This window comes from Streptosporangium sp. NPDC004631 (assembly GCF_053601935.1).
This window is the reverse complement of the sequence record NZ_JBSGCR010000001.1, coordinates 72,771-93,783: the sequence shown is the minus strand read 5'-3', so window position 1 is coordinate 93,783 and position 21,013 is coordinate 72,771. Positions and strand designations below refer to the sequence as shown.

General features: G+C 71.2%; 20 protein-coding genes. 7 read left to right on the top strand and 13 right to left on the bottom strand.

The window, feature by feature from the left end; translation table 11 throughout:
• Window positions 1-119 precede the first annotated feature (119 nt).
• On the bottom strand, window positions 120-3,317 hold the full coding sequence (locus tag ACWEF2_RS00395; RefSeq protein ID WP_453810832.1) for a S41 family peptidase: 3,198 nt from the start codon (window positions 3,315-3,317) through the stop codon (window positions 120-122).
• Between the two features lie 296 nt (window positions 3,318-3,613).
• Between ACWEF2_RS00395 and ACWEF2_RS00390 the strand changes: the two genes are divergently transcribed.
• Window positions 3,614-3,889: a DUF3040 domain-containing protein gene (locus ACWEF2_RS00390; RefSeq protein WP_453810831.1), complete on the top strand. Its 276-nt coding sequence runs from the start codon at window positions 3,614-3,616 to the stop codon at window positions 3,887-3,889.
• Between the two features lie 122 nt (window positions 3,890-4,011).
• Here the strand turns inward: ACWEF2_RS00390 and ACWEF2_RS00385 are convergent, their stop codons facing one another.
• From ACWEF2_RS00385 to ACWEF2_RS00375, 3 genes are all read right to left on the bottom strand, one after another.
• Complete coding sequence (locus ACWEF2_RS00385) at window positions 4,012-5,643, bottom strand: penicillin-binding transpeptidase domain-containing protein (RefSeq protein ID WP_453810830.1); 1,632 nt, start codon at window positions 5,641-5,643, stop codon at window positions 4,012-4,014.
• A 90-nt stretch (window positions 5,644-5,733) separates the two neighbouring features.
• The gene (locus ACWEF2_RS00380; RefSeq protein WP_355593272.1) at window positions 5,734-6,384 is read right to left on the bottom strand and encodes a lysophospholipid acyltransferase family protein; all 651 of its coding nucleotides are present in this window, start codon (window positions 6,382-6,384) and stop codon (window positions 5,734-5,736) included.
• A gap of 381 nt (window positions 6,385-6,765) precedes the next feature.
• Window positions 6,766-7,740 (bottom strand): tyrosine-type recombinase/integrase, encoded by a 975-nt coding sequence (locus ACWEF2_RS00375; protein ID WP_453810829.1) that lies wholly within the window; start codon window positions 7,738-7,740, stop codon window positions 6,766-6,768.
• Between the two features lie 210 nt (window positions 7,741-7,950).
• Here ACWEF2_RS00375 and ACWEF2_RS00370 point away from each other — a divergent pair, with 210 nt between their 5' ends.
• Entirely contained in the window at window positions 7,951-9,045 is a 1,095-nt protein-coding gene (locus tag ACWEF2_RS00370) for a winged helix DNA-binding domain-containing protein (protein WP_453810828.1), read from the top strand.
• A gap of 38 nt (window positions 9,046-9,083) precedes the next feature.
• On the opposite strand, the gene ACWEF2_RS00365 is transcribed toward ACWEF2_RS00370, so the two are convergent.
• Window positions 9,084-9,923 carry a class I SAM-dependent methyltransferase gene (locus tag ACWEF2_RS00365; RefSeq protein ID WP_453810827.1) on the bottom strand — a complete coding sequence of 280 codons (840 nt, stop codon included), beginning with the start codon at window positions 9,921-9,923 and terminating at the stop codon, window positions 9,084-9,086.
• Between the two features lie 125 nt (window positions 9,924-10,048).
• Window positions 10,049-10,756 (bottom strand): TetR/AcrR family transcriptional regulator, encoded by a 708-nt coding sequence (locus ACWEF2_RS00360; protein WP_453810826.1) that lies wholly within the window; start codon window positions 10,754-10,756, stop codon window positions 10,049-10,051.
• Between the two features lie 242 nt (window positions 10,757-10,998).
• Here ACWEF2_RS00360 and ACWEF2_RS00355 point away from each other — a divergent pair, with 242 nt between their 5' ends.
• On the top strand, window positions 10,999-12,018 hold the full coding sequence (locus tag ACWEF2_RS00355; protein WP_453810825.1) for a DUF4037 domain-containing protein: 1,020 nt from the start codon (window positions 10,999-11,001) through the stop codon (window positions 12,016-12,018).
• Here the strand turns inward: ACWEF2_RS00355 and ACWEF2_RS00350 are convergent.
• Window positions 12,015-12,320, bottom strand: a complete 306-nt coding sequence (locus ACWEF2_RS00350; RefSeq protein ID WP_453810824.1) for a DUF3817 domain-containing protein — start codon at window positions 12,318-12,320, stop codon at window positions 12,015-12,017. The two genes, ACWEF2_RS00355 and ACWEF2_RS00350, sit on opposite strands and share 4 nt — an antisense overlap.
• 228 nt (window positions 12,321-12,548) lie before the next feature.
• On the opposite strand from ACWEF2_RS00350, the gene ACWEF2_RS00345 reads away from it, so the two are divergent.
• Window positions 12,549-13,424 carry a MerR family transcriptional regulator gene (locus ACWEF2_RS00345; protein ID WP_453810823.1) on the top strand — a complete coding sequence of 292 codons (876 nt, stop codon included), beginning with the start codon at window positions 12,549-12,551 and terminating at the stop codon, window positions 13,422-13,424.
• A 49-nt stretch (window positions 13,425-13,473) separates the two neighbouring features.
• Here the strand turns inward: ACWEF2_RS00345 and map are convergent, their stop codons facing one another.
• Window positions 13,474-14,241: a type I methionyl aminopeptidase gene (map, locus tag ACWEF2_RS00340; RefSeq protein ID WP_453810822.1), complete on the bottom strand. Its 768-nt coding sequence runs from the start codon at window positions 14,239-14,241 to the stop codon at window positions 13,474-13,476.
• A gap of 66 nt (window positions 14,242-14,307) precedes the next feature.
• Here map and ACWEF2_RS00335 point away from each other — a divergent pair, with 66 nt between their 5' ends.
• Entirely contained in the window at window positions 14,308-14,562 is a 255-nt protein-coding gene (locus tag ACWEF2_RS00335) for a helix-turn-helix domain-containing protein (RefSeq protein ID WP_355593257.1), read from the top strand.
• Between the two features lie 26 nt (window positions 14,563-14,588).
• Here the strand turns inward: ACWEF2_RS00335 and ACWEF2_RS00330 are convergent, their stop codons facing one another.
• The 3 genes from ACWEF2_RS00330 to ACWEF2_RS00320 all read right to left on the bottom strand — a co-directional run bounded on the left by ACWEF2_RS00330 (window position 14,589) and on the right by ACWEF2_RS00320 (window position 16,400).
• Window positions 14,589-14,738: a hypothetical protein gene (locus ACWEF2_RS00330; RefSeq protein ID WP_453810821.1), complete on the bottom strand. Its 150-nt coding sequence runs from the start codon at window positions 14,736-14,738 to the stop codon at window positions 14,589-14,591.
• Between the two features lie 11 nt (window positions 14,739-14,749).
• Window positions 14,750-15,799 carry a tyrosine-type recombinase/integrase gene (locus ACWEF2_RS00325; RefSeq protein ID WP_453810820.1) on the bottom strand — a complete coding sequence of 350 codons (1,050 nt, stop codon included), beginning with the start codon at window positions 15,797-15,799 and terminating at the stop codon, window positions 14,750-14,752.
• 139 nt (window positions 15,800-15,938) lie between these two features.
• Window positions 15,939-16,400, bottom strand: a complete 462-nt coding sequence (locus ACWEF2_RS00320) for a hypothetical protein (RefSeq protein WP_453810819.1) — start codon at window positions 16,398-16,400, stop codon at window positions 15,939-15,941.
• Between the two features lie 286 nt (window positions 16,401-16,686).
• Between ACWEF2_RS00320 and ACWEF2_RS00315 the strand changes: the two genes are divergently transcribed.
• Together ACWEF2_RS00315 and ACWEF2_RS00310 are read left to right on the top strand one after the other, a co-directional pair.
• Window positions 16,687-17,178 (top strand): GNAT family N-acetyltransferase, encoded by a 492-nt coding sequence (locus ACWEF2_RS00315; protein WP_453810818.1) that lies wholly within the window; start codon window positions 16,687-16,689, stop codon window positions 17,176-17,178.
• Between the two features lie 758 nt (window positions 17,179-17,936).
• Window positions 17,937-18,509: a neutral zinc metallopeptidase gene (locus tag ACWEF2_RS00310; protein WP_453810817.1), complete on the top strand. Its 573-nt coding sequence runs from the start codon at window positions 17,937-17,939 to the stop codon at window positions 18,507-18,509.
• Between the two features lie 108 nt (window positions 18,510-18,617).
• Here the strand turns inward: ACWEF2_RS00310 and ACWEF2_RS00305 are convergent, their stop codons facing one another.
• Window positions 18,618-20,081, bottom strand: coding sequence for an MFS transporter (locus tag ACWEF2_RS00305; RefSeq protein ID WP_453810816.1), 1,464 nt, complete (start codon window positions 20,079-20,081; stop codon window positions 18,618-18,620).
• Window positions 20,078-20,992: a DUF3419 family protein gene (locus tag ACWEF2_RS00300; protein ID WP_453810815.1), complete on the bottom strand. Its 915-nt coding sequence runs from the start codon at window positions 20,990-20,992 to the stop codon at window positions 20,078-20,080. Before ACWEF2_RS00300 ends, ACWEF2_RS00305 begins: the two co-directional genes overlap by 4 nt.
• Window positions 20,993-21,013 lie beyond the last annotated feature (21 nt).

Below are 21,013 nucleotides of genomic sequence, written 5' to 3'. Positions count from 1 at the left end.
GATGTACATAATCTTTGACATCGTCAATGTAGTACATGCTTGACATGATGTCTAGAAAATTTGACCTCGACTTCCGGCCGGGCCCCCACGGCCGCGATGGCGAAGCCCTGCCGGGCCCGTCAGCGCGGCGGCAGGCGGGGGACGGTGAGCCGTGGCCGGTCGGCCGGGTTGGGCGTGTGCGGCGGATGGGTGATCAGGCGTTCCAGGACGACCTCGATCGCCCTGTCGAGCTGGGTGTCCACGCCCCGGGCGTAGTCCTGCGGGGTGATGTCCACCTCGATGTCGGGATCGGTGCCGTAGTTCTCCACCCGCCAGCCCACGTCGTCGAAGGCGAAGGAGAACTCCGGCTGGGTGGTGACCGTGCCGTCGGCCAGCCGGTGCCGGGGCCAGATGCCGATCACCCCGCCCCAGGTGCGCCTGCCGATCAGCGGGCCCAGGCCGAGCAGCTTGAAGGTGTGACTGAAGATGTCGCCGTCGGAACCGGCCCACTCGTTGGTGATCGCGGCCATCGGGCCGCGCGGCGACTCGTCCGGGTAGGGCTCGGGTGGGCTCCAGCGAGGGAAGTTGTAGCCGCGCCGGCGGCGGGCGAGCTTCTGCAGCAGCAGCGCCGAGACGTGGCCGCCGCCGTTGAAGCGGACGTCCACCACCAGGCCCTCGCGGTCGTACTCGGCGAGGAACCCCCGGTGAAACTCCGCGTAGCCCTCCGGGCCCATGTCGGGGATGTGCAGGTAGCCGATCCGGCCGCCGCTGCGCGCGTGGCAGTGGGCCCGGTTGGCCTCCACCCAGTCGCGGTAGCGGCCCGGCTGCTCGTCGTCGACGGCCCTGACGGTGACGGTCCGCCTGTCCCCGTCCCGGCCGAGGGTGAGCTGTACCTCCTGGTCGGCCTGGTTGACCAGCCGCTCGTCCGGGCTCGCCTCCGGGCCGACGGGCTGGCCGTTGACGGCCAGCACCGCGTCGCCGGGCCGTACGTCCACTCCCAGGCGGTTGAGCGGTGAGGTGGCCCTGGGGTCCCAGCGGTCGCCGCCGACGATCCGGGCGATCCGGTAGACGCCGTCGTCGAAGGACCAGTCGACGCCGAGTTTTCCCTGCCGGTAGTGCGGCCGGGGCCGGTAGGCGCCGCCGCTCTCGTAGGCGTGGGAGGTGCCCAGTTCGCCGTGCATCTCCCAGAGCAGGTCGGAGAACTCCCCCCGGGTGGTGACCCGGTCGACCAGCGGCAGGTAGCGCTCGTAGACGCCGTCCCAGTCGAGGCCGGCCATGTCCTCGGCCCAGAAGTTCTCCCGCTGCAGCCGCCACGCCTCACGGAACATCTGCCGCCACTCCGCCTCCGGGCGGATGGACACCTTTACCCGGGACAGGTCGATCCAGCCGCCGGCGCGGCCCGGCGTGTCGTCGTCCTCGGGCGTCTCCCCCGCCTTGATCATCCGGAGCCGCCGGTCCGACCGGTAGAGCAGGGTGACGCCGTCGACGCCGAGCCGGAACTCCGAGACCTCCCCGACCAGGGTCTCCTGCTTCTGCGCGGCGAAGTCGTAGACGTGCAGCGTGCCGTCGGGGGAGTCGGTGTAGTCGTCGCCGAGGCTGCCCTCGACGGGGAAGGTCAGGTAGACGGCCTTGCCCTTGATCCCGGCGATGCGGTCGTAGCGGCCCTCGGGGACGGGGAAAGCGACGACACGGTTCTCGATGCCGTCGAGGTCGATGACGACCTCCACCTCCTGGTCGTCGTCCTTGCCGTCGTCATCGTCCTCGTCGTCCTTGAGCGGCCGGGGCCGGGGCACGAAGGGAGAGCCGACATCGGCGCGCAGGCCGATGGCGTAGGGGCGCGAGCCGAGGGGGAAACCCAGATCGAACTGGAGCTCGTCGTAGACCGGGTTGAAGACACGCCGGCCGATGAAGTACAGGTAGTCGCCACGGGGATCGAAGGAGGGGGCGGCGTCCCACAGCACCGGGCGGGTGGCGAAGAACGTCTGACCGGTCTCGGCGCGGCACAGCTTGACGGCGGTGGTCTGCGCGGTGTCGGGGCAGGCGTAGGCCAGCCAGCGGCCGTCGGGGGACCAGGCGAGGTCCTCGATCGGGCCGAACCCGCTGGCGTCGACCACCGTGCTCCGGGCGCCGGACGCCGAGTCCCCGGTGAGGTCGACGACGTGGAGTTCGTTGCGGTGGTTGGCGACGGCGACCCTGTCGTGCTTGGGGGAGACCTCCAGCGCGGTGACGCGCCCGGTGTCCAGGTGGCCGAGCCGTACCTGCTCGGCGGCGCCGCCCGGGGTGAGCACGACCAGGATCTCGCGGTCGCCGTCGTCGCTGGCCGCGGCCACCAGCCGCTCACCGTCGTTGAGCCAGGCCAGCAGCCGGTAGCGGACGCCGTACGGCGCGCCGTGCTGGCGGACCGGGCCCTCCCAGGCGGCGAAGGAGAACGCCTTGCCCCGGGTGGTGACGGCCAGGCCGCTGCCGTCGGGGCTGAGGGCGGTGCTGTCGAGGAAGTCCTCGGCCGGGGCGAAGCCGCGGTTGCGCTGGGTGCGGGGACTGTGCAGGCGCACCTCGACCCGGTGGGACTCCCCGTCCTCGATCAGGTGGAGTTCGGCGCCGGCGTGGTAGACCAGCCGGTGGCCGTCGCCGGACAGGTTGCGGGCGTAGTAGTCGTCGTGGTCGGAGTGCCGGCGCAGGTCGCCGCCGTCGGCTGTGCAGGAGTAGACGTTGCCGACGCCCTCGTGGTCGGAGATGAAGTAGACGCGTCCGCCCGCCCAGCAGGGCGAGGCCAGGTTGCCGGGCAGTGCGATGAGCCGCCGGAACCGCTCCGCGCCGATCCACAGATCACCCGCGGTGCCGCCCCGGTAGCGCTTCCAGCGGGCCGGGTCGGCGGTGTTGCGGCCCAGCACGATCTGCGGGCCGTAGGAGATGGAGTTGGCCGGGCCGTACGGCAGGCGCTCGGGAACCCCGCCGGTGACATCGCCGGTGACGCAGTCCGGCCGGACCCGGTGCAGCCACCGGTGGCCCGGGAAGGGCTGGGAGTCGTCGCTGGCGTACACCACGGCGCCTCCGGGATCCCAGCCGGCGACGGTGGAGCGGGCCCCGTGGTAGGTGATCCGGCGGGCGGTTCCCCCCTCGGCGGGCATCACGTAGACCTCTTCCGGGCCCTCCTCACGGCCGACGAAGGCCAGCCGGTCGCCGGTGGGCGAGAACCGGGGGTAGGCCGCCTCGGCCGCCCCGGCGGTCAGCCGGAGTGCCCGCCCGCCGGTGGCGGGCACCATCCACAGGTCGTCCTCGGCGGCGAAGACGACCGTGTCACCGAAGATCGTCGGAAACCGCAGGTAGGCGGGCATCATGTCACTCCGTGCCTGGTTGAGCGGGAGTCTCACCCCGGTCGTCCGATCATGATTTCACGTCCCGGGGGCCGGGGCCGGGCCGGTCCCGGTGGTCGCCGTCCCGCTCACGGGCGGAGGGCCCGGTGCGGGCCGGGCGCGATCCCGGTTCCGGGCCGCGGCCGGCCGGGCGCGCGGTGCGCGGGGGCGCAGGTGGCGCGTGTGAAAAGAAGCGGTAAATCGCCACCCTGGAAATGGATAATGATCTTTATGATTGGGCAGGAAATCGGCACACGCCTTGCGCTCCCGGGAGGTACGGCATGGCCTGGTCGCAGGACGAGGAGCGAATGCTGCTGCAGATCGAGCGATACCTCGTCGACGAGGACCCGCGACTGGCGGCGCGGCTGGAGTCGTTCAACGAACGTGTCCAGCGCAGGGAGGGGGGCCGTCGTAAGCGCCGGGCGAAGATACCGGCGGAGGGGCCGCGCCGGGCGACGGTCGTCATCATGATCAGCTGGCTGCTGATCGTCGTCCTGATCGCCATGCTGCTCCTGCTCGTCCTGCGCCACGAGGCCGCGGCCGCGCTCCCGCTCTGAGCCCGGCCACCGGACCCTCGGTCGGCTCCAGGTCACGTCGATCTCGCGTTCGAATCCGGGCCGGGCCGGGCATCGCCTCCGGGACGGCTCGGCGTAGCGGCCCTTCGGCGGGCCGTACCCGATCAGCTCAGGGCGCGCAGGAACCTGGCGGCCACCGGAGCGGCGACCGCGCCGCCGCCCGAGCCCTCCTCGACGATCACCGCGAAGGCCAGGTCGCCCCGGAAACCGATGAACCAGGCGTGGGTCTTCAGGTCGTTCTGCGGGCCGAACTCCGCGGTGCCGGTCTTGCCCCGGGTGCCGGACGGAAGCCCGGCGTCCTTGGCGGTGCCCTTGGTGACCACCGCGGACATCATCCGATGGATCCTGGACGTGACGCCCGCGGGGAGCTCCTGCGGCCCGGACCTCTGCTCGATGGCCGGCACCAGCGTCGGGGGACGCCAGGTGCCGTCGGCCAGCGTGGCGGCGACCGAGGCCATCAGCAGCGGGCTGGCGGTGATCCGGCCCTGGCCGAAGGACTCCGCGGCCAGCTCGGCGTCGCTCTGGGCTCTGGGGAAGCTCCCCTTGGCGGCCGGGACGCCGAGGTTCAGAGGTTTGTTGAAGCCGAACAGCTCCGCGGCGCGCACCAGCTTGTCGGCGCCGAGCCGTTCCCCGGCCAGCGGGGCGAAGGTGGTGTTGCAGGAGTAGGCGAAGGCGTCGGAGAAGCTCACCGAACCGTATCCGGCGTGGTGGGCGTTGCGGATCGGCAGGCCGCCGATCGTGACGTCCTTGGGGCAGGTGACCCGCTCATCGGGAGTCATACCGCCGGCCAGCAGCCCGACGGCGGTGATCGCCTTGAAGGTCGACCCGGGCGGGTAGTTGCCGTCCAGTGCCCGGTTGAACCCGCCCTGGTTGTTCACTACGGCGAGAACCTCGCCCGAGGACGGCCTCATCGCCACCAGTGACGCGGTCTTCTTCAGCTCGCGCACCGCGTCGGCGGCGGCCCGCTGGACCCGCAGGTCCAGGCTGGTCCGTACCGCCTCACCGTCCGCTCCGTCGATCCTGCCGACCAAGGTGGCGGCCGTGGCGCCGGCGCCGGTGATCTGGATCTCGGTGGCGGGCGTGCCGGCCAGGTGCCGCTGGAAGGCCTGCTGCAACCCGCTCCTGCCGATCGCGTCGCCCACCCGGTAGGAGGAGCCGAGCTGCTTGACGTCCTTGGCGGTGGCCTTGTCGAGGTAGCCGACGAGTTGCTGCACCGAGCCGCCCACGTCCCCGTCGTCGATGCGCTCGCCTCCGGCGGCGGTGATCTCCGCCCGCTGCGGCCACCTGGTCTTCAGCGCGAATCCGGCGCCGCCGGTCAGCCGGGGGTGCACCGCGGCGGGGGACCACCTGACCCGCCAGTGATGGTCGACGACCGCCAGGTCGAGGGCGCCGGAGTAGCTCCACTCGCCGATGTTCCTCAGCTTCAGGGTCGCGGTGTAGGCGGCCCGGCCGACGCCGTCGCCGGTCTGGCCGGCCGAGTCCAGCCGCACCGTCGTCCCCTCGACCGCGAGGTTCTCGCGCATGTCCCGGTAGGCGCGGTCGAACGCCGGGTCGGTCACACCGAGCTCGGCGCGCATGCCGGCCAGGTCACCGGCCTGCCAGGCCCGGACGAACCGCTGCGCGGTCTCCTGCGGGGTGCCCCGGGTGTGCAGGAGCCACCACGCGCCCCCGCCGGCGGCTCCCGCCACCAGCACGACGGCCACCGATGTGATCGCGATCGTTCTGCCACGCGGCACCCGACCCACCCCCGCTTCTCCGTGCCCGGACGCCGCAGCCTAGCCTGAACAATGCGACATGTGACGACAGATAGTCAGATAACCAGTTAGTTAACCGGTCCCGGTACGACTGGGAGCGTAGCTCGCCACGTACTCCTGCCCGGACAGCTCCCGGATCGCGGCCATGATCTCGTCGGTCACCCGGCGCCGGTCGCGGGCACTGTTCTGCGAGCCGGTGAACGTCAGCGGCCCGCCGATCCGCACCCCCACCCGGCCGAGCGCGGGCACCGACGCCCCGATCGGCAGCACCCTGTCGGTGCCGCTCATCGCCACCGGGACCACCGGCGCCCCGGTGGCCAGGGCCAGCCAGGCGACCCCGACCTTGCCCCGGTACAGGCGCCCGTCGGGGGAGCGGGTGCCCTCGGGGTAGATGCCGAACAGCTCTCCGTCCTTGAGCACCCGGGCGGCCGCCTCCAGCATGTCCTGCGCGGCGGTGGGACTCTGCCGGTCGATGCTGATCTGGCCGGTGGCCCGCATCCACGCCGCGGTGATCGGGTTACCGGTGAAGTACTCCGCCTTGGCGACGAACCGCACCTGGCGCGGCAGCACCAGCGGCAGGAAGGTCGAGTCGAGGACGGACAGATGGTTGGAGGCCAGAATGGCCGGTCCCGACCCGGGCACGTGCTCGGCCCCGATGACCGTGGTCGGCCACAGCAGATGAAGAAAGGGGGCGCTGACGGACTTGGTCAGGCGATAGAGCACGGGCTCTCCTCATGAGACGGGCTCACCACACTAGGCGGTGGCCCGGCGGCCGACAGGTGTGCGCCCCCGCGAGGCGGGGACTCCACGGTTGTAGCCCTCCAAAGCCATGGGCCTTTTCCAGGGCGGAACCTGAAAAACGAAACGCCCCGCGAGAGCGAGAACCCTCGCGGGGCGGAACGTTTAGTGCCGATGTGGCGGTCGCCTCCTCGGCGAGAGGCACAACACGGCTCCAGCCGAACGGTATTCCGTGAAGGCGGTAATTTGCGGCCCGGGGGACACAAACCACATCGGCACGATCACTCTAACGGACGGACGCCGGTGGTTATTCCGCATCCGCGCCACCGGCGTGTCCGCGCCGGTGACGCCGGGGAGGGGCCGCGGTCACAGCGGCCTGGGCGGGGGCAGGGTGATCCTGTCGACGGCCTCGCGGCGGCGGCGCTCGGGGCGGCGGTCGTAGCGGGCGGTGGTGGCGGGGGAGGAGTGACCGACGAGCGCCTGGGCCGTCGCCAGGTCCACGCCGGCGTCGAGCAGCTCGCCGATGAAGGTGCGCCGGAAGTCGTGCGGGGTGCGCGGAGCCGCCCCCGCCTGCGCCAGCCGCCTGGTCAGCACGTCGGCGATCGCCTGCCCGGTCATGGCCGCGGGGCCGCCGCCCCCGGTTCGCAGCGAGCCGTACCGCCCGATCGGGCAGAACAGCGCCCCCGCCGGACGGCCCCGTACGGCCAGCCAGCGTTCCATCCGGCCGACGGCCTCGGCGGTGAGGTAGACCATCCGCTCCTTGTCGCGTTTGCCGCGCACCCGCAGTGAGCGTGACCCGGGGTCGTAGTCGGCCAGGGTCATCCCGGCGATCTCGGCGCGGCGGCAGCCGGTGGAGTACAGCACCGCCAGCAGGGCGGCGTCACGGATCCCGGCGGGGGAGCCGTCGCCGTCGCACGCGGCCAGCGCCGCGCCCACGACCTCGGGCGGGATGTGCTGACCGGTGGGCAGGCGGGTGTGCTCGACGGTGGGCAGGTCGGCGGCGCGCTGGTACTCCTCGGCGGTCATCTGGCCCAGCCGCCAGGCTTCGCGCAGCACTCTGCGCAGCGCGACCAGGTGCTTGTTGACGTAGGCGGGCGACCAGCCGCGCTCCATCATCAGGGCGCGGATGCGCACGGTGTGCTCATAGCGCAGCAGATGCCAGGGCCGGCCGGCGCCGGAGGAGACCTCGTCACCGGAGACGAGCGCGGCCAGGCGGTCCAGGCAGCCGCGCATGGCGCGGCGGGACTCGGGGCTGGACAGGGAGTCGAGATAGGCCCGGTAGGGGTCTCCGGCGGGCTCGACGGCGGTCCGGGGCGGTTCGGGGACGGCGGGCGCACTCACTCCGCCGACCCTACCGGGTCTTATGAATCTACATTGTAAAGGCGCTCGCCCGGTTCGAAAACGATCAAGAAAAAACACAGACATCCCCCCAGGGCGAAGCGGCGGAATGCCGTTCGAAGTTGTCGGTTTGTCGGTGGGAGACGGTAGACGTTGAGGTGACATGACCGGCGGGGCGGTCGGCCCGCTCCGCCCGAGAAGAAGAGGACACAGATGCCCGAGGTGCTCAGCAGGCGTGCGCTCAACCGGGCGACCCTGGATCGGCAACTGCTGCTGGCACGGGCCGAGATGCCGGCGTTGGAGGCGGTCCGGCATCTGTACGGCATGCAGGCCCAGGCGCCGGACCCGCCCTACGTCGGGTTGTGGGCCCGGCTGGCCGATTTCGGGCATGAGGAGCTGGCCGGGCTGCTCCGTGAGCGTCGGGTGGTGCGGCTGGTGTTGATGCGTTCGACCATTCACCTGGTCGCCGCGGAGGACTGCCTGACTCTGCGCCCGTTGCTGCGGCCGATGCTGGAGCGCAGCCTGCGGGGTGCCTACGGCAGGGGGCTGGCCGGGGTGGATCTGGAGGAGCTGGCCGCGGCGGGGCGGGCTCTGGTGGAGGAGCGGCCGCTCACCTTCGGTGAGCTCGGGCGGGGGTTGCTGGAGCGGTGGCCCGAGCGTGGCGCGGCGGATCTGGTCAACGGTGTTCGTAACACGGTGGCTCTGGTGCAGGTGCCGCCGCGGGGTGTCTGGGGGGTGGGCGGGCAGCCGGCGCACACCAGTGCGGAGGCGTGGCTGGGGCGTCCGCTGGACGGGCGGGCCCGCCTGCCGGAGATGGTCCGCCGTTATCTGGCCGCGTACGGTCCGGCGACGGTGATGGATGTTCAGCGGTGGTCGGGGCTGACCCGGCTGGGGGAGGTTGTGCGGGGGATGGGGTTGCGGTCCTTTGTGACCGAGGACGGTGCGCAGTTGGTGGATCTGCCCGATGCCTCGCGTCCCGATCCGGAGGTTCCGGCTCCGGTGCGTTATCTGTCGGAGTTCGACAACATGCTGCTGTCGTTCGGCGATCGGACCCGGGATCGGATCATGGCGGACGAGTATCGCGGGAGGGTTTTCACGGTCAACGGGATCATCAGGGCGACGGTGCTGGTGGACGGGTTCGTGCGGGGGTTGTGGCGGGTGGTCTCCGGGCGGGGTGAGGCGGTGCTGGAGGTGGAGTTGTTCGAGCCGGTGGGGGCGCGGGAGCGGGAGGCGCTGGAGGCGGAGGGGATGCGCCTGCTGGGGTTCGTCGCCGCGTCGGCGGGGGTTCACGGTGTCCGGCTGGTCTGAGCGCGGGCCTGCCGGTATGGCGGCCGCCACCAGCCGTTTTAGGAGGCGCTGCCGGGCTGGAAGCGGTAGTGCAGGACGGTGGTTCCCCTGCGGGACCAGGATGTGCTGTGTGCTGACAGCTGGGTGAACAGGCGAAGGGCCGGCGGGAACGTGGCGACTTCGGGCTCTCGTGTGAGCAGGATCTCCCTGACCAGTTTCAGGCGGGGGTCCCAGTGTTCGGGTTCGCGGGGGTCGTCGAAGCCGGGGGACTTGAGAAGGCCCGCGACGGACTGGGTGCCGCGGTAGTGTTTCGCCGCCCAGATGGCGAATCTGGTGTAGCCGTTGAAGGCTATCTCTCCGCTGGGGAAGTGGCTGGTGAGACGGTTCAGTAGGGTGATCATGTCTTCCCGGGTGAGGAAGGCGAGCAGGCCGTCGGCGACGATCACGGTCGGCCGGTCGGCGGGGATGGTGTCCAGCCAGTTCGGGTCGGTCAGGTCGGTGCCTATGCCGTGGGCGTTCGCGCGTTCTGGTATCAGTTGCCGTCGGGCGGTGATGACCTCGGGGAAGTCGACGTCGTACCAGTCGACGGTGGGGGGTGGGGCGATGCGGGACATCCGGGTGTCCAGTCCGGCTCCCAGGTCGAGTGCGATCGCGTCGGGGTGGCGGGCGATGAAGTTCTCCGCCACCTCGTCCAGTTTCTTCGCCCGGTGTGCGATGTTGATGATGGGGCTCGCGCTGAGCTTGAACTTCTCACAGTCGTAGTCGAGCTTCCTGATGATCTGGTCGGCCATCTTGTCGCCGAGGATGGGGTCGGGCCTGCGGTAGTCGAGTGCTCTGCCGCACAGCGTCAGCCACAGGGTGTCCTCTATCGGGGTGAAGGCCGGGAGGGTGATTGCCATGTGCTTGATCCTTTCTGAGGTGGATGTGGGTTCGCCGGTTACGCGTTCCGCCGGGTGAGGGGGGCCGGTGCGCGCCGTGGATGGGCATGCCGGTGTGTGACGGCACCTTTTGGGGCTGAGGTTGATCAAGTCGGTTCTGATGTGCGTTGGTAGCCGTAGATCCGTTCGCGGTAGGGCGGGATGACGGCTTCGAAGACGGCTGTGATTTCCGAGGCCGCCGCGGCCAAGGCCTGCGGATCGGGCCGGCGGGTCGGTTCGAAGGCGGTCCGGACGACGTGGGCGAGTGAGTCGGCCTTTGCCCGCACGTCCAGCTCGGCGGCTGCGGGGTCCAGGTTGCCGAGGAGGTGGAAACCGCTGTGTATCGCGCTCCACGCGTATGCCTGGTTCGGTATGTCGTCGCGGAGCAGGCCGTGGCGGGTCAGCAGGTCAAAGAACCTGGCCGTGGCGAACAGGTCGTGACTGCGCATGGCGCTGTCGGCCATGTTGGTCTGCAGTTGTTTCGCGTCACCGGTGAACATGCCCCGCAGTACGGGGCTGTCGTGAACGATCAGGAACGACGTGGCCATCAGGCGGTGGGGCAGCACCGTGGACGGGTCCGCGCGGAGTTCGTCTGTGAGCTTGTCGATGTAGGTGATGGCCTCGCGCAGGATCAGGGCTTCGAAGAGCTGTTGCTTGGTGCGCCAGTGCAGGTAGACGGTGCCCTTGCCGATTCCGGTCTGCTGGGCGATGTCCTCGATCGTGATTTTGCAGTAGCCGAGGCGTACGAGCAGGTCGGCTGCGGTGTCGAGAATGCGATCCGCGCGATTGGGGTCCTGTCGTGGTCGTTCTGGCACGGCGCGCTCTCCTGTTGACTTGTTGACTGGGTATGAAATTTGGTCAATTGGTCATACCGTACTCCGTGGCCGAGCCGCGTACAACCCGGTGGGCGTCCCTGGCGCGCCCTTGATCCTCTATGTCGGCGAGGGGGTGGGGTGCCCGGTCGGTTGCGGGGTGTGGGGGGGAGGGGTGGGGGCGGGAAAACCTGGTGCGCGTATCGGATATGCCCGGCAAAGTGGGCATAATGATGTCCGGTTTCGTGCCTGGTCTACAGCTTTCGCGTGACTTCTATCTGCGGGTTGTGCAGCCGATCGTCGCCGATGTTCCGCACAGTGCCGCGCTGGTCGGCCCCGGCTCGGAGGTGCTGGCCTTCGACACCGAACGCTCCACCGACCACGACTGGGGGCCGAGGGTGGTGCTGTTCGTCGCGCCGGAGATGGCCGGGAGGGTCCGGGCGGCCGTGGCCGGCGGCCTGCCGGAGACGTTCGGCGGCTACCGGGTGCTCTGCGGCGTCGCGGGCGGCACGGAGGTCACCGGCGCGGCGGCCTGGTTCGAGGAGCGGCTGGGGTTCGATCCGCTGGGGCCGATCACCACCCTGGACTGGCTGGCCGCGCCCTGGCAGCGGCTGGCCGAGGTGACCTGTGGGGAGGTCTTCCACGACGGCCTGGGGGTGATGGCGCGGGTGCGGGGGGCGCTGCGCTGGTATCCGGTGGATCTGGAGCGGTATGTACTGGCCTGTCAGTGGAGGCGGGTGGCCCAGCGGGAGGCTTTCGCGGGCCGGTGCGGGGAGGTGGGCGACGACCTGGGCTCGGCGCTGGTCACCGCGGACCTGGCCGGGGACCTGATGCGGCTGGTGCTGCTGATGCGCCGCCGTTACCCGCCGTACGCCAAGTGGGTGGGCAGCGCCTTCGCCCGGCTGTCGGGTACGGCCGAGCTGGGTGAGGCGCTGTCGTGCGCGGTCGCGGCCGGTGACTGGCGTGCTCGTGAGCGCCATCTGGGCCGCGTCTACGAGCGGGTGGCGGGGCTGCACAACCGGCTGGGCCTGACCGCGCCGATGGAGACCGCGACGCGGAGGTTTTACGACCGGCCGTTCCAGGTGATCGGGGCTCGGCGTTTCGCCGACGCGCTCGGCTCCGCCATCGTCGATCCGCGGATCCGCGAGTTGCCGCCGGCCGGTTCGATCGACCAGTTCGGCGACTCCACCGACCTGCTCGTCCATCCGGGGCGTTGCCGGGCGGCGGTGCGGGCCGTACTCGGGCTCCGGGCCGTCGCCTCCTAGGCGGTCACCGGCCGGCGGAGGCGGCCCAGCATCCGGCGTTCGAACCACAGCGAGGTGAAAGGCGGCACCGCGCAGGCCAGGCCCAGTGCGATGGTCGGCAGGCTCCAGCGGGCGGTGCGCGCCGCGGCGAGCACTCCGGCCACGTAGAGGACGAACAGCGCGCCGTGAATGGGGCCGAAGATCTTCACCCCGAGGTCGCCGGTGTCGGCGAGGTACTTGAAGTACATGCCGACGAGCAGTCCTGCCCACGAACACGCCTCGGCGATCGCCACGTAGCGGAACAGACGTAGTGCGCTGGGCACGGTGGGCACCTCTTCTTGCAGACGGGGAGACGGCTCCCCAGCCTAGGGCCCGTGGGGGGCGGTCCTGTTTTCAGGACCCCGCCAACGGACGAAATAGTCGAAAATCCGACAAAATGCGACGCGGCGGACGGGGCCCCGGCCCGGTGACGGACCCGTCCTCCGGCCGGCCCCCACCGGAGAACGGGGGAGGAGAACAGCCAGGGGAGAGGACGGCACGGGGGAGGGGCCATGCTGGACCATGTGAACGACGACCTACTGCCCATCGGCCGGTTCGCGCGGCTGTGCCGGCTCAGCGTCAAGCAGCTGCGCCACTACGCCGAGCTCGGCCTGCTGGTGCCCGCGTGGGTCGACCCCGACAGCGGCTACCGCTACTACCGGGCCGACCAGGCCAGAGAGGCGCTGTCCATCGGACTGCTGCGCTCACTGGACGTGCCGCTGAGCGCGATCGGCGAGGTGCTGTCGGGTACGGCTCCCGCCCAGGCGCTGGGACGGGTGCGCGACGACCTGGAGGCCGAGCTCGCCCGGCGCCACCGTACCCTGGCCACGCTGGAGCGGCTGCTGTCGCGGGGACTGCCCGAGGTGGAGGTACACCTGACCCGGGAGCGGGCCCGCCGGGTCGCGCTGGCGCGCGACGTGGCGGTCACCGAGCGGGACATCCCGCGGGCCGTCGCCGGATGCGTGGCCCGGCTGACGGCCTCGCCGACCGGCGCCCCGGGCGGACGGCGCACCCCGGGCGCCCCAGGTACCCCGGACGACGCGGACGACGTGGCCGGGGAGGTGCGGCTGACCGGCCTGTTCCCGGTGGAGCTGGGGGAGCGGATCCCCGTGGCCGTCGCCATCGAACTCGACGGCCTCGACGGCCCGGTGCTCCCGGGCAGCCGGCCGGGCGTGCTCCCCGGAGGCGTCTTCGCCTGCGCCACCCACGTGGGCCCCTACAACCAGATCAACCTCACCGCCCACGCGCTGCTGTCGTGGTGCGCCGAACGCGGCCATGCCCCCCGCGACCCGTTCCGCGAGGTCTATCTGTCCGACCCGGCGTTCACCCCGCCCGAGCGGCTGGTCACCCGGCTGATGATCGGGCTGGAGAACCCTCCCGGCCGGTAGCGCCGCCGTTCCCCGGGGTCTCCCCGCGCGTTCAGCCCGGCGGGGGCCGTCACGGCAGGGTGAGCACGCGCGGGCCGTCCTCGGTCACGGCCACCGTGTGCTCGACGTGGGCCGCGCGGCTGCCGTCGGCGCTGGACAGTGCCCAGCCGTCGGGTGCGGTCAGGTAGGCGTCCGCGCCTCCGGCGACGAACATCGGCTCGATCGCCAGTACCAGGCCGGGCCGCAGCACCATGCCCCGCCCGGGCCGGCCGTGGTTGGGCACGTGCGGGTCCTCGTGCATGGCGCGGCCGATGCCGTGGCCGCCGAAGTCGGCGAGGACGCCGTAGCCGGCCCGGCGGCCGGCCAGTGCCACCGCGTGGCCGACGTCGCCCAGCCGGCCGCCCGGCACGCACGCGGCGACGGCCGCGCCGAGTGCGGCCTCGGCCGTGGCGATCAGCTCCAGGTCCTGCGGGCGGGCCCGGCCGACGACGAGGCTGATGGCCGCGTCGCCGGCCCAGCCGTCCAGGTAGGCGCCGCAGTCGACGCTCAACAGGTCGCCGGAGCGCAGCCGGTAGCCGTCGGGGATGCCGTGCACGATCACCTCGTTCACCGACGTGCAGATCACCGCGGGGAACGGGGTCGGCGCGAAGGCCGGGCGGTAGTGCAGGAACGCGGACCGCGCGCCCGCGGCGGAGATCACCGCCGCGGCTGTCTCGTCCAGCTCCAGCAGGCTGACGCCCACCGCCGCGTGCGCGCGGACCGCCGCCAGCGCGGCGGCCACCACCCGCCCGGCCTCGCGCATCGCCTCTCGCTCCGCCGCGGTCTTGATCTCCACCATGTGCCACACTCCCGGATGCCAAATACTTATACCGGTATTGTTATCACGTTTGCTAAGCTCCGGCCCATGGTGAGACCTCCACTGACCGAACTCGACCACGAACGCGGCCACCGCCTGGGCGCGATCCTGCGCCAGGCGCGCGGCACCCGCAGCATGACCGAGGTGGCCGCCGCCGCGGGACTGTCCGCCGAGACCCTCCGTAAGATCGAAACCGGCCGGGTCCCCACCCCGGCCTTCTTCACCGTCGCCGCCCTGGCCCAGACCCTGGGCATCTCCCTGGACGTCCTGGTCGAGGTCTGCGCCGCCGAACGCGCCGCCTGACACCACGGTTGGTCAGGACACCCGAGTCACGCCCCCAGATGATCATGATGCTGTCGGCTCAGCACCAGCAGGCGCGGCGCGCTGACCAGGGCCTGGGCGAGCTCAAGGCGGCGCACCGTACCACCGGAGTACGTTCCCGCCATCCGAACGGCGCCACCCGCCTCCACCCGGGACACACCCGCCCCCCTCACCCGCCGCCGGCATCCCCTCGCAGCAGCGGATGGGACCGCATCGCCACCTCCAGCTCACCGGGCAACTCGTCACGGTAACGCCCCAGCGTCGCCAGGTCACTGTGCCCCAGCACCCGCCGCACCGCGTCCATGTCCACCGCGTCGGCCAGCAGATGGGTGGCGGTGGTATGCCGCAGGCCGTGCGGGGTGACCGAACGCCGCCGATCGGGATCCACCCACCGCTGCACCCGATCGATCACCGCCTGAACATCCCCCCGCGCCAGACGCCTGCCCCGCCACGACAGCAGCAGCGCCTTGTCCGCCACCCCCTCCCGGCCCCGGGCCAGATACGCCTCCAGCACACGGGCGACATCACCGGGCAGCGGCACATCACGGGTCTTGCCGCCCTTGCCGAAGATCCGCCAGTACCGCACCCCGTCGTTGGTGTAGAAATCCTCCACATCGGCCCGCACCAGCTCCGACACCCGCGGCCCCATCGTCGACAGCAGCAGAACGATCAGCGCGTCACGCAACTCGGTACGCTGATCACGCCGCCGCGCCCGCTGCGGAACCGCCGCCGGCACCGCACCGCCCTCACCGAGCCCGCCCCCCAGCTCACGCGCCGCACCGATCAGCCCCTGAGCCTGCTCACGTGTCAGCGCCCGCCGCTGCGGGCGCAGCCCCCCGCGCTCCCTGGCCGTCACCGTCGCCAGCGCCATCGGATTGATCTGCACCCACCCCGTCAGCGCCGCATGCTTGAACAACGCCGAGATCGACCGCCGAAACCGCGCCTGCGACGAGGCCGACTGCATCCCGCCGCCGGGCTCGGACCTGCGCCCATCAGGCTTACGCGCGAACGCCAGCAAAATCGCGTCCACATCCTCGCCGGTCAGATCGTCCAGAACCGTCTCCTCACCCGCCAGCCGCACGAACGTGGCCACGTCACGCGCGTAGACCTCCGCCGTCGACGACGACAACGCACCCGTCAGCGTCTTGGCCCGGATCAGCTCCACATAGCGATCACCCGACTCCGACACGGTGAGACGATTCAGATCAGCTGGCCGCATGACCGCACAGACACCCTTCCTCGATCAGCCCGACCGTACCGGCAGGCACCGACAACATCCCCGCCCCAGCCCCGGCGGACCCACCCGGACGCCGCACCGGACCCCGGACTCAACCGGCCCGTCCCACCCGCCGGGAGACCTACATGTAGGAGCGGGTGACCGCGACCAGCTCGGGAACGGCGTCGGCCGTCCTGACCAAAACCACCGACGGGGGAGTCCGCTCCCGCACGTCCTCGGTCCGGATGGCCATCACCGCCGGAGGACTGCCCAGATCGCCGTACCGCACGGCCACCGCCCCGCTGATCGCCCCACCCGCGTCGCACACCACGTCCTTGACCGCCCCGTGCGCACCCGACACCGACAGATAACCGATCAACGCGGCGAACCTCAGCTCATCGGCCGCCGCCGGGTCGCCCTCATCCGGCGGCGGCCGCGGCGAATCCAGCCAGAACACCCCGCCGTACAGAAACCCCGCATAAGACGCGTCGCCCCGGCCCAGCGCCCGCACCGCGTCGGCCACCACCCGCCCGAACTCCACCAGATCACCGTCCGGCGGCAGATCGGTGGTGACCAGCAACGGCACTATCAGCGAATCCGCCATCGGCAAGCGTCCCTCCGTGAGTCGGCTCATCGTAGGGCCCGCCACCGACAATTCCGCGACTTCAGCACCACCCGGCGCGCCAGTACCGCGCGAGCCGTCACACACCCCCGACCCCGATCCCGGCACCGTCACCGATCTCGCGACAACGTCCCCCCAAGCCGAAATCCCGCCCGAAACCAGGACGCCGGTGAATCACACCACATCCGCGGCCACGGGGGAGAGGCCCAGGCCAAGGCATGCGAAGATCGATCGACGGCGGCGGCACCGCAGGCGAGGAAACGTGATCATGCTGATCAGAGCGGCACGGGCAGACGAGGCCGAGATCCTGAGCGAGCTGGCGATCCGCTCCAAGGCGTACTGGGGCTACGACGAGACGTTCATGGCGACCTGCCGGCACGAACTCGTCGTCCCCGCCTCGGAGGTCGAGAACCTGCGAACCGCGGTCGCCGAACACGACGGCCGCATCCTGGGCTTCGCCACCCTGGAGGGAGAGCCACCGGAAGGCGCCCTGGGCATGCTCTTCATCGACCCGCGGGCCATCGGGGAAGGCATCGGCCGCCGCCTGTTCGAGCACGTCACCTCCACCGCCAGAGGCCTCGGCTTCGCCCGCCTCACCATCGACGCCGACCCGAACGCCGAGCCCTTCTATCTGGCCATGGGCGCCGTCCGCGTCGCCTCGACCCCCTCGGACAGCGTTCCCGGGCGGATGCTCCCGCTCCTGGTGATCACCATCGCGGAACGCGGCGCCGGAGGGGAGGGCCCGCACCCGCGGGATTAAACACGGTAAACGCTCGCGGTCGGGCAGGCCGCTTGAGACGACCGTGATGACAGACGGGTTAAATGAGACGCCGGATCCGGCCTGTGCCCGCGGAGTGGTTTTCGCCGGGCGGGGCGGGGGGTGCGCCGGGCGGGTCGTCTGACGCGGGGTGTGAGACGTCAGGTCATCCGGGGGATTTAAGGGCTTCTGTCATGAAAAGTCTTTAACCAGACAGAATTCACCTTCTGTCTGGTTAGGGATTTGATGGGGGAAACATGACCATCGGGCCGGAGGGTGACCGGACGGTTCTCCGGCCGGGACGGAGGCGATTTCCGTGGTCGGCCGGAGCCCGCCGGACGGCGCTCGGGGCGGGGTGTGCGGGGGCGCGGGTGCGGGCCGCGGAGTACGGGGCCGCCTGCCGCGCAGGTGTTCGATTCAAGATCACTTTACGTGGGTGTTTGATCATCGGAGGCGTCGCGGACGCCGGGCCCGCCGTGGGTGTCCGCCGGTGCGCGTCCTCGGCTCGGCGCGGTGTCGGTGAGGCCTCGGGATCGGCGTGCGGCTGCTCGACCGGTGTGTGTGACGGCTGTGGAGGGTTCGCGGTGCGACGCGTTTCCCTGCCCTTCCGGCGTGTTTGATGCATAATTTTACTTATGCATCATTTTGAGGCCACTCCCCGGAATCGGATGGGGACCCCGGGATGAACCGGCGCCGCATGGCCGGGCGGCCCTCGGCGCCGGCTCGTCTCCATTCCCTCTATAAAGCACTATCTGCTGTCGATGGCGACATGTCTCGACACGGCCTGGGCTGCGCAGTTCAAGAAGGCGGGCAAGCCGTTTAGCCCGCCCCGGATCCGGATCTACACCAAGCGGCGCGACTACTGCGGTAAGCACTGGGCTGAGAGCCTGATGTCGGACTACTGTCCCCGGGACAGGACCGTCGTCTTCCTGCTCACCGCCCCGCTCGTCAAAGAGCCCTCCAGGCTCTCCGGCCTCATGTCGATCGCCCATGAGTACGGTCACCACGTGCAGGAGCTGTCCGGCATTCGGGACGCGTACGCCCGCCTGCCCCGCCGCGACGCCGGCGAGCGCCACGAGCAGGCCCGGCGGTATGACCTGCAGGCGGAGTGCCTCGCCGGCGTCTTCGCCGGCAGCGCGTGGGCGTCTCTTAAGCGGCCCAGGAGCGACTGGGACACCCTGCTGCTGAAAACGGCGCAGGGCGGCGACGACTACTGGGGCACCCATGAGTACGGCGAGGGCGCCTCTATCGTCTTCTGGCTGGTCAACGGCTTCACCCACGTCTCTCCGCGTTTCTGTAACACCTGGGTGGCAGGCCCTTCGACGGTGGCGTAGCCGTCCGGGGCGGTGCCCGGCCCCGGTGAGGCGGTCCGCCGGCGCGGCCGGGCGGAACGACGGCCGTCCGCCCGGCGGGGTGTCGGTGCCCTCCCCCGCCGGATCGGGTCACCGTCCGTGCGCGGTGGGCGGGTCCGCGGTGGCCGGTGCGGTGCGTGCCGGTGCGGATGTGGTCCGCCGGGCCGGGCCGGGAAGCCGCAGGGCGGCGAGGACGGCCGCGCCGAGCAGTACGGCGGCCACCGTCAGGGCGGGCACCATGCCGCGTGTGTAGGCCTGTGGGGCGGTGGTGCCGCCCGCGGAGACGAACACGGTCGCCAGGACGGCGACGCCGAGTGCGCCGCCGGCTTCGCGGAGTGCGTTGAGCGCTCCGGACGCCTGTCCGGCCTCGTGGGGGTGTACCGCGCCGAGTACCACGCCGGCCGACGCGGGGAAGACGAGTGCCATGCCGGCGCCGCCGAGTACGGCCGGGCCGAGCAGTGTGGTGAACGGCAGGCCGGGGGTGAGGACGGCGGCGAGCCAGCCGAAGGCGGTGGCCTGCAGGCCGAGTCCGGTGGCCACCAGGGTGCGGGGGCCGATCCGGTCCCCCGCTATTCCGGCGATCGGGGAGACCAGGAGGGGCATGAGTGTCCAGGGCAGCATTCGCAGGCCCGCCTCCAGTGGTGAGTGGCCTTGGACGGTCTGCAGGAACGGGGCGATCAGGAAGATGCCGCCGAAGGTGCCGAAGTACATGGCGACGTTGGTGATGTTGATCGTGCGGAAGGCGGGGACGGTGAAGAAGCGCATCGGCAGCATCGGTTCGCGGGCCCGGTGTTCCCAGTGGACGAAGCCGGTCAGCAGTGCGGCCGCGGCGGTCAGCAGGGTGATGACGCCGGCTGACAGCCATCCTGTGGAGGGGGCGAGGAAGAGCGCCAGGAGCAGGGTGGTCAGTCCGGTGGTGACGAGTGCCGCTCCGGCCGGGTCGAGGCGGCGTGCGGGGCCTGTGCCGGTGGGCAGGATGTGGTGGGCCGCGAGGACGGTGATCGCGCCGATCGGCACGTTCAGCCAGAACACGTGCCGCCAGGACAGGGCGTTGACCACCAGGCCGCCGACGACCGGGCCGAGGGCGACGCCGAGGCCGTTGGCCGCGGCCCAGATGCCGAGGGCCAGTCCGCGGTCGCGGCCGGGGAACGCCTCTCCTGTCAGGGTGAGGCTGAGCGGGAGCAGTACGGCGGCTCCGGTTCCCTGGAGGGCTCGGGCGGCGATGAGGAGGGTGGTGTCGGGGGCGAGTGCGGCGGCCGCCGAGGCGAGGGTGAAGGTGGTGAGGCCGAGGGTGAAGACGCGGCGTCTGCCGTAGCGGTCGCCGAGTGCGGAGCCGAGGAGGAGGAGTACGGCGAATGACATGGTGTAGGCGTTGAGCACCCATTCGAGGTGTGGCAGTGAGGTGTTCAGGTCTGTTCTGATGCGTGGCAGGGCGGTGGTCACGACGAGGTTGTCCAGGGTGGTCATGAACAGCGCGGTGCAGACGAGGGTGAGGATCGGCCAGGGGCGGCCGGTCGTCTCCGGGCCGGGGCCGGGTGCCGGTTGGGGGGTCACGGGGTCTGGCCCGGGTGTTCGATCCGTACGGCGCCCCAGAGCATCGAGCGGTCCCGGATCGCCCATTCGGTGGCGGCGGGGTCGTCGGTGGCGGTGAAGCTGCGGCTGACCGCGATGGCGCCGGGGGCGGCCGCCCGGCGTAGGGCGGCGCGGAGCCGGTGGGCGTATTCGGGGCCGGTGCCGTCGAGCACGTTGGACAGGCTGAAGCCGTCGTAGGAGGCCGGGGGCACCGATTCCAGGTGGTGGGCGACGTCGGTGTGGATCAGGGTGATGCGGGCCGGGTCGATGGGTGGGGTGGGGGTGGGGGTGCCGAGCAGGAGGCGGTGCAGGAAGGGGTTGTCGCGGTTGGGGTGGCGGGCGAGTCCTCGTTCGAGGCGGGTGCGGAGCAGGATGTCGAAGCGGGGTGCGGCGCGGGAGGTGAAGGCGGAGAATCCGGCGGCGCGTATTGAGGCCGGGGAGGTGAGCAGGGCGAGGATGGCGCGTAGCCGGCGGGTGTTGAACCGGTCGTGCCACTGTCGTATTTGTTCGGTGGGGTCGTCGAGTGAGCAGAAGCGGGTGAGGGCGGTGTGCCGCCAGCCCGCGAGGGTGAGGGCCGCGCGGGTGAGGCGCTGCATGTGTTCGACCGATCCGTCTTGGGGGGGTGCGCCGGTGATGCGGTCGCGGACGTGGGCGAGCTGGGCGGGGTTGGAGTCGACCGCGGTGACGTCTGCTCCCTGTGCGGCGAGGTGCAGGGCGATGTCGCCGCCGGAGGCGATGACGAGGAGTCGTCCGGTGGCGGGGAGTACGGCTGTTTCGACCGCGTGGTCTTCGTTGACCGTTCCGTAGATCAGCCGGTGGCGCCGGGGTGGGCGGGTGGCGCGGCCGGGGGGTGCCGGGGTGGGTGGGGTGGGGTTGCGGGGGGCTGCGGTCATCTCTGTTCCTCTGGTCGTGGT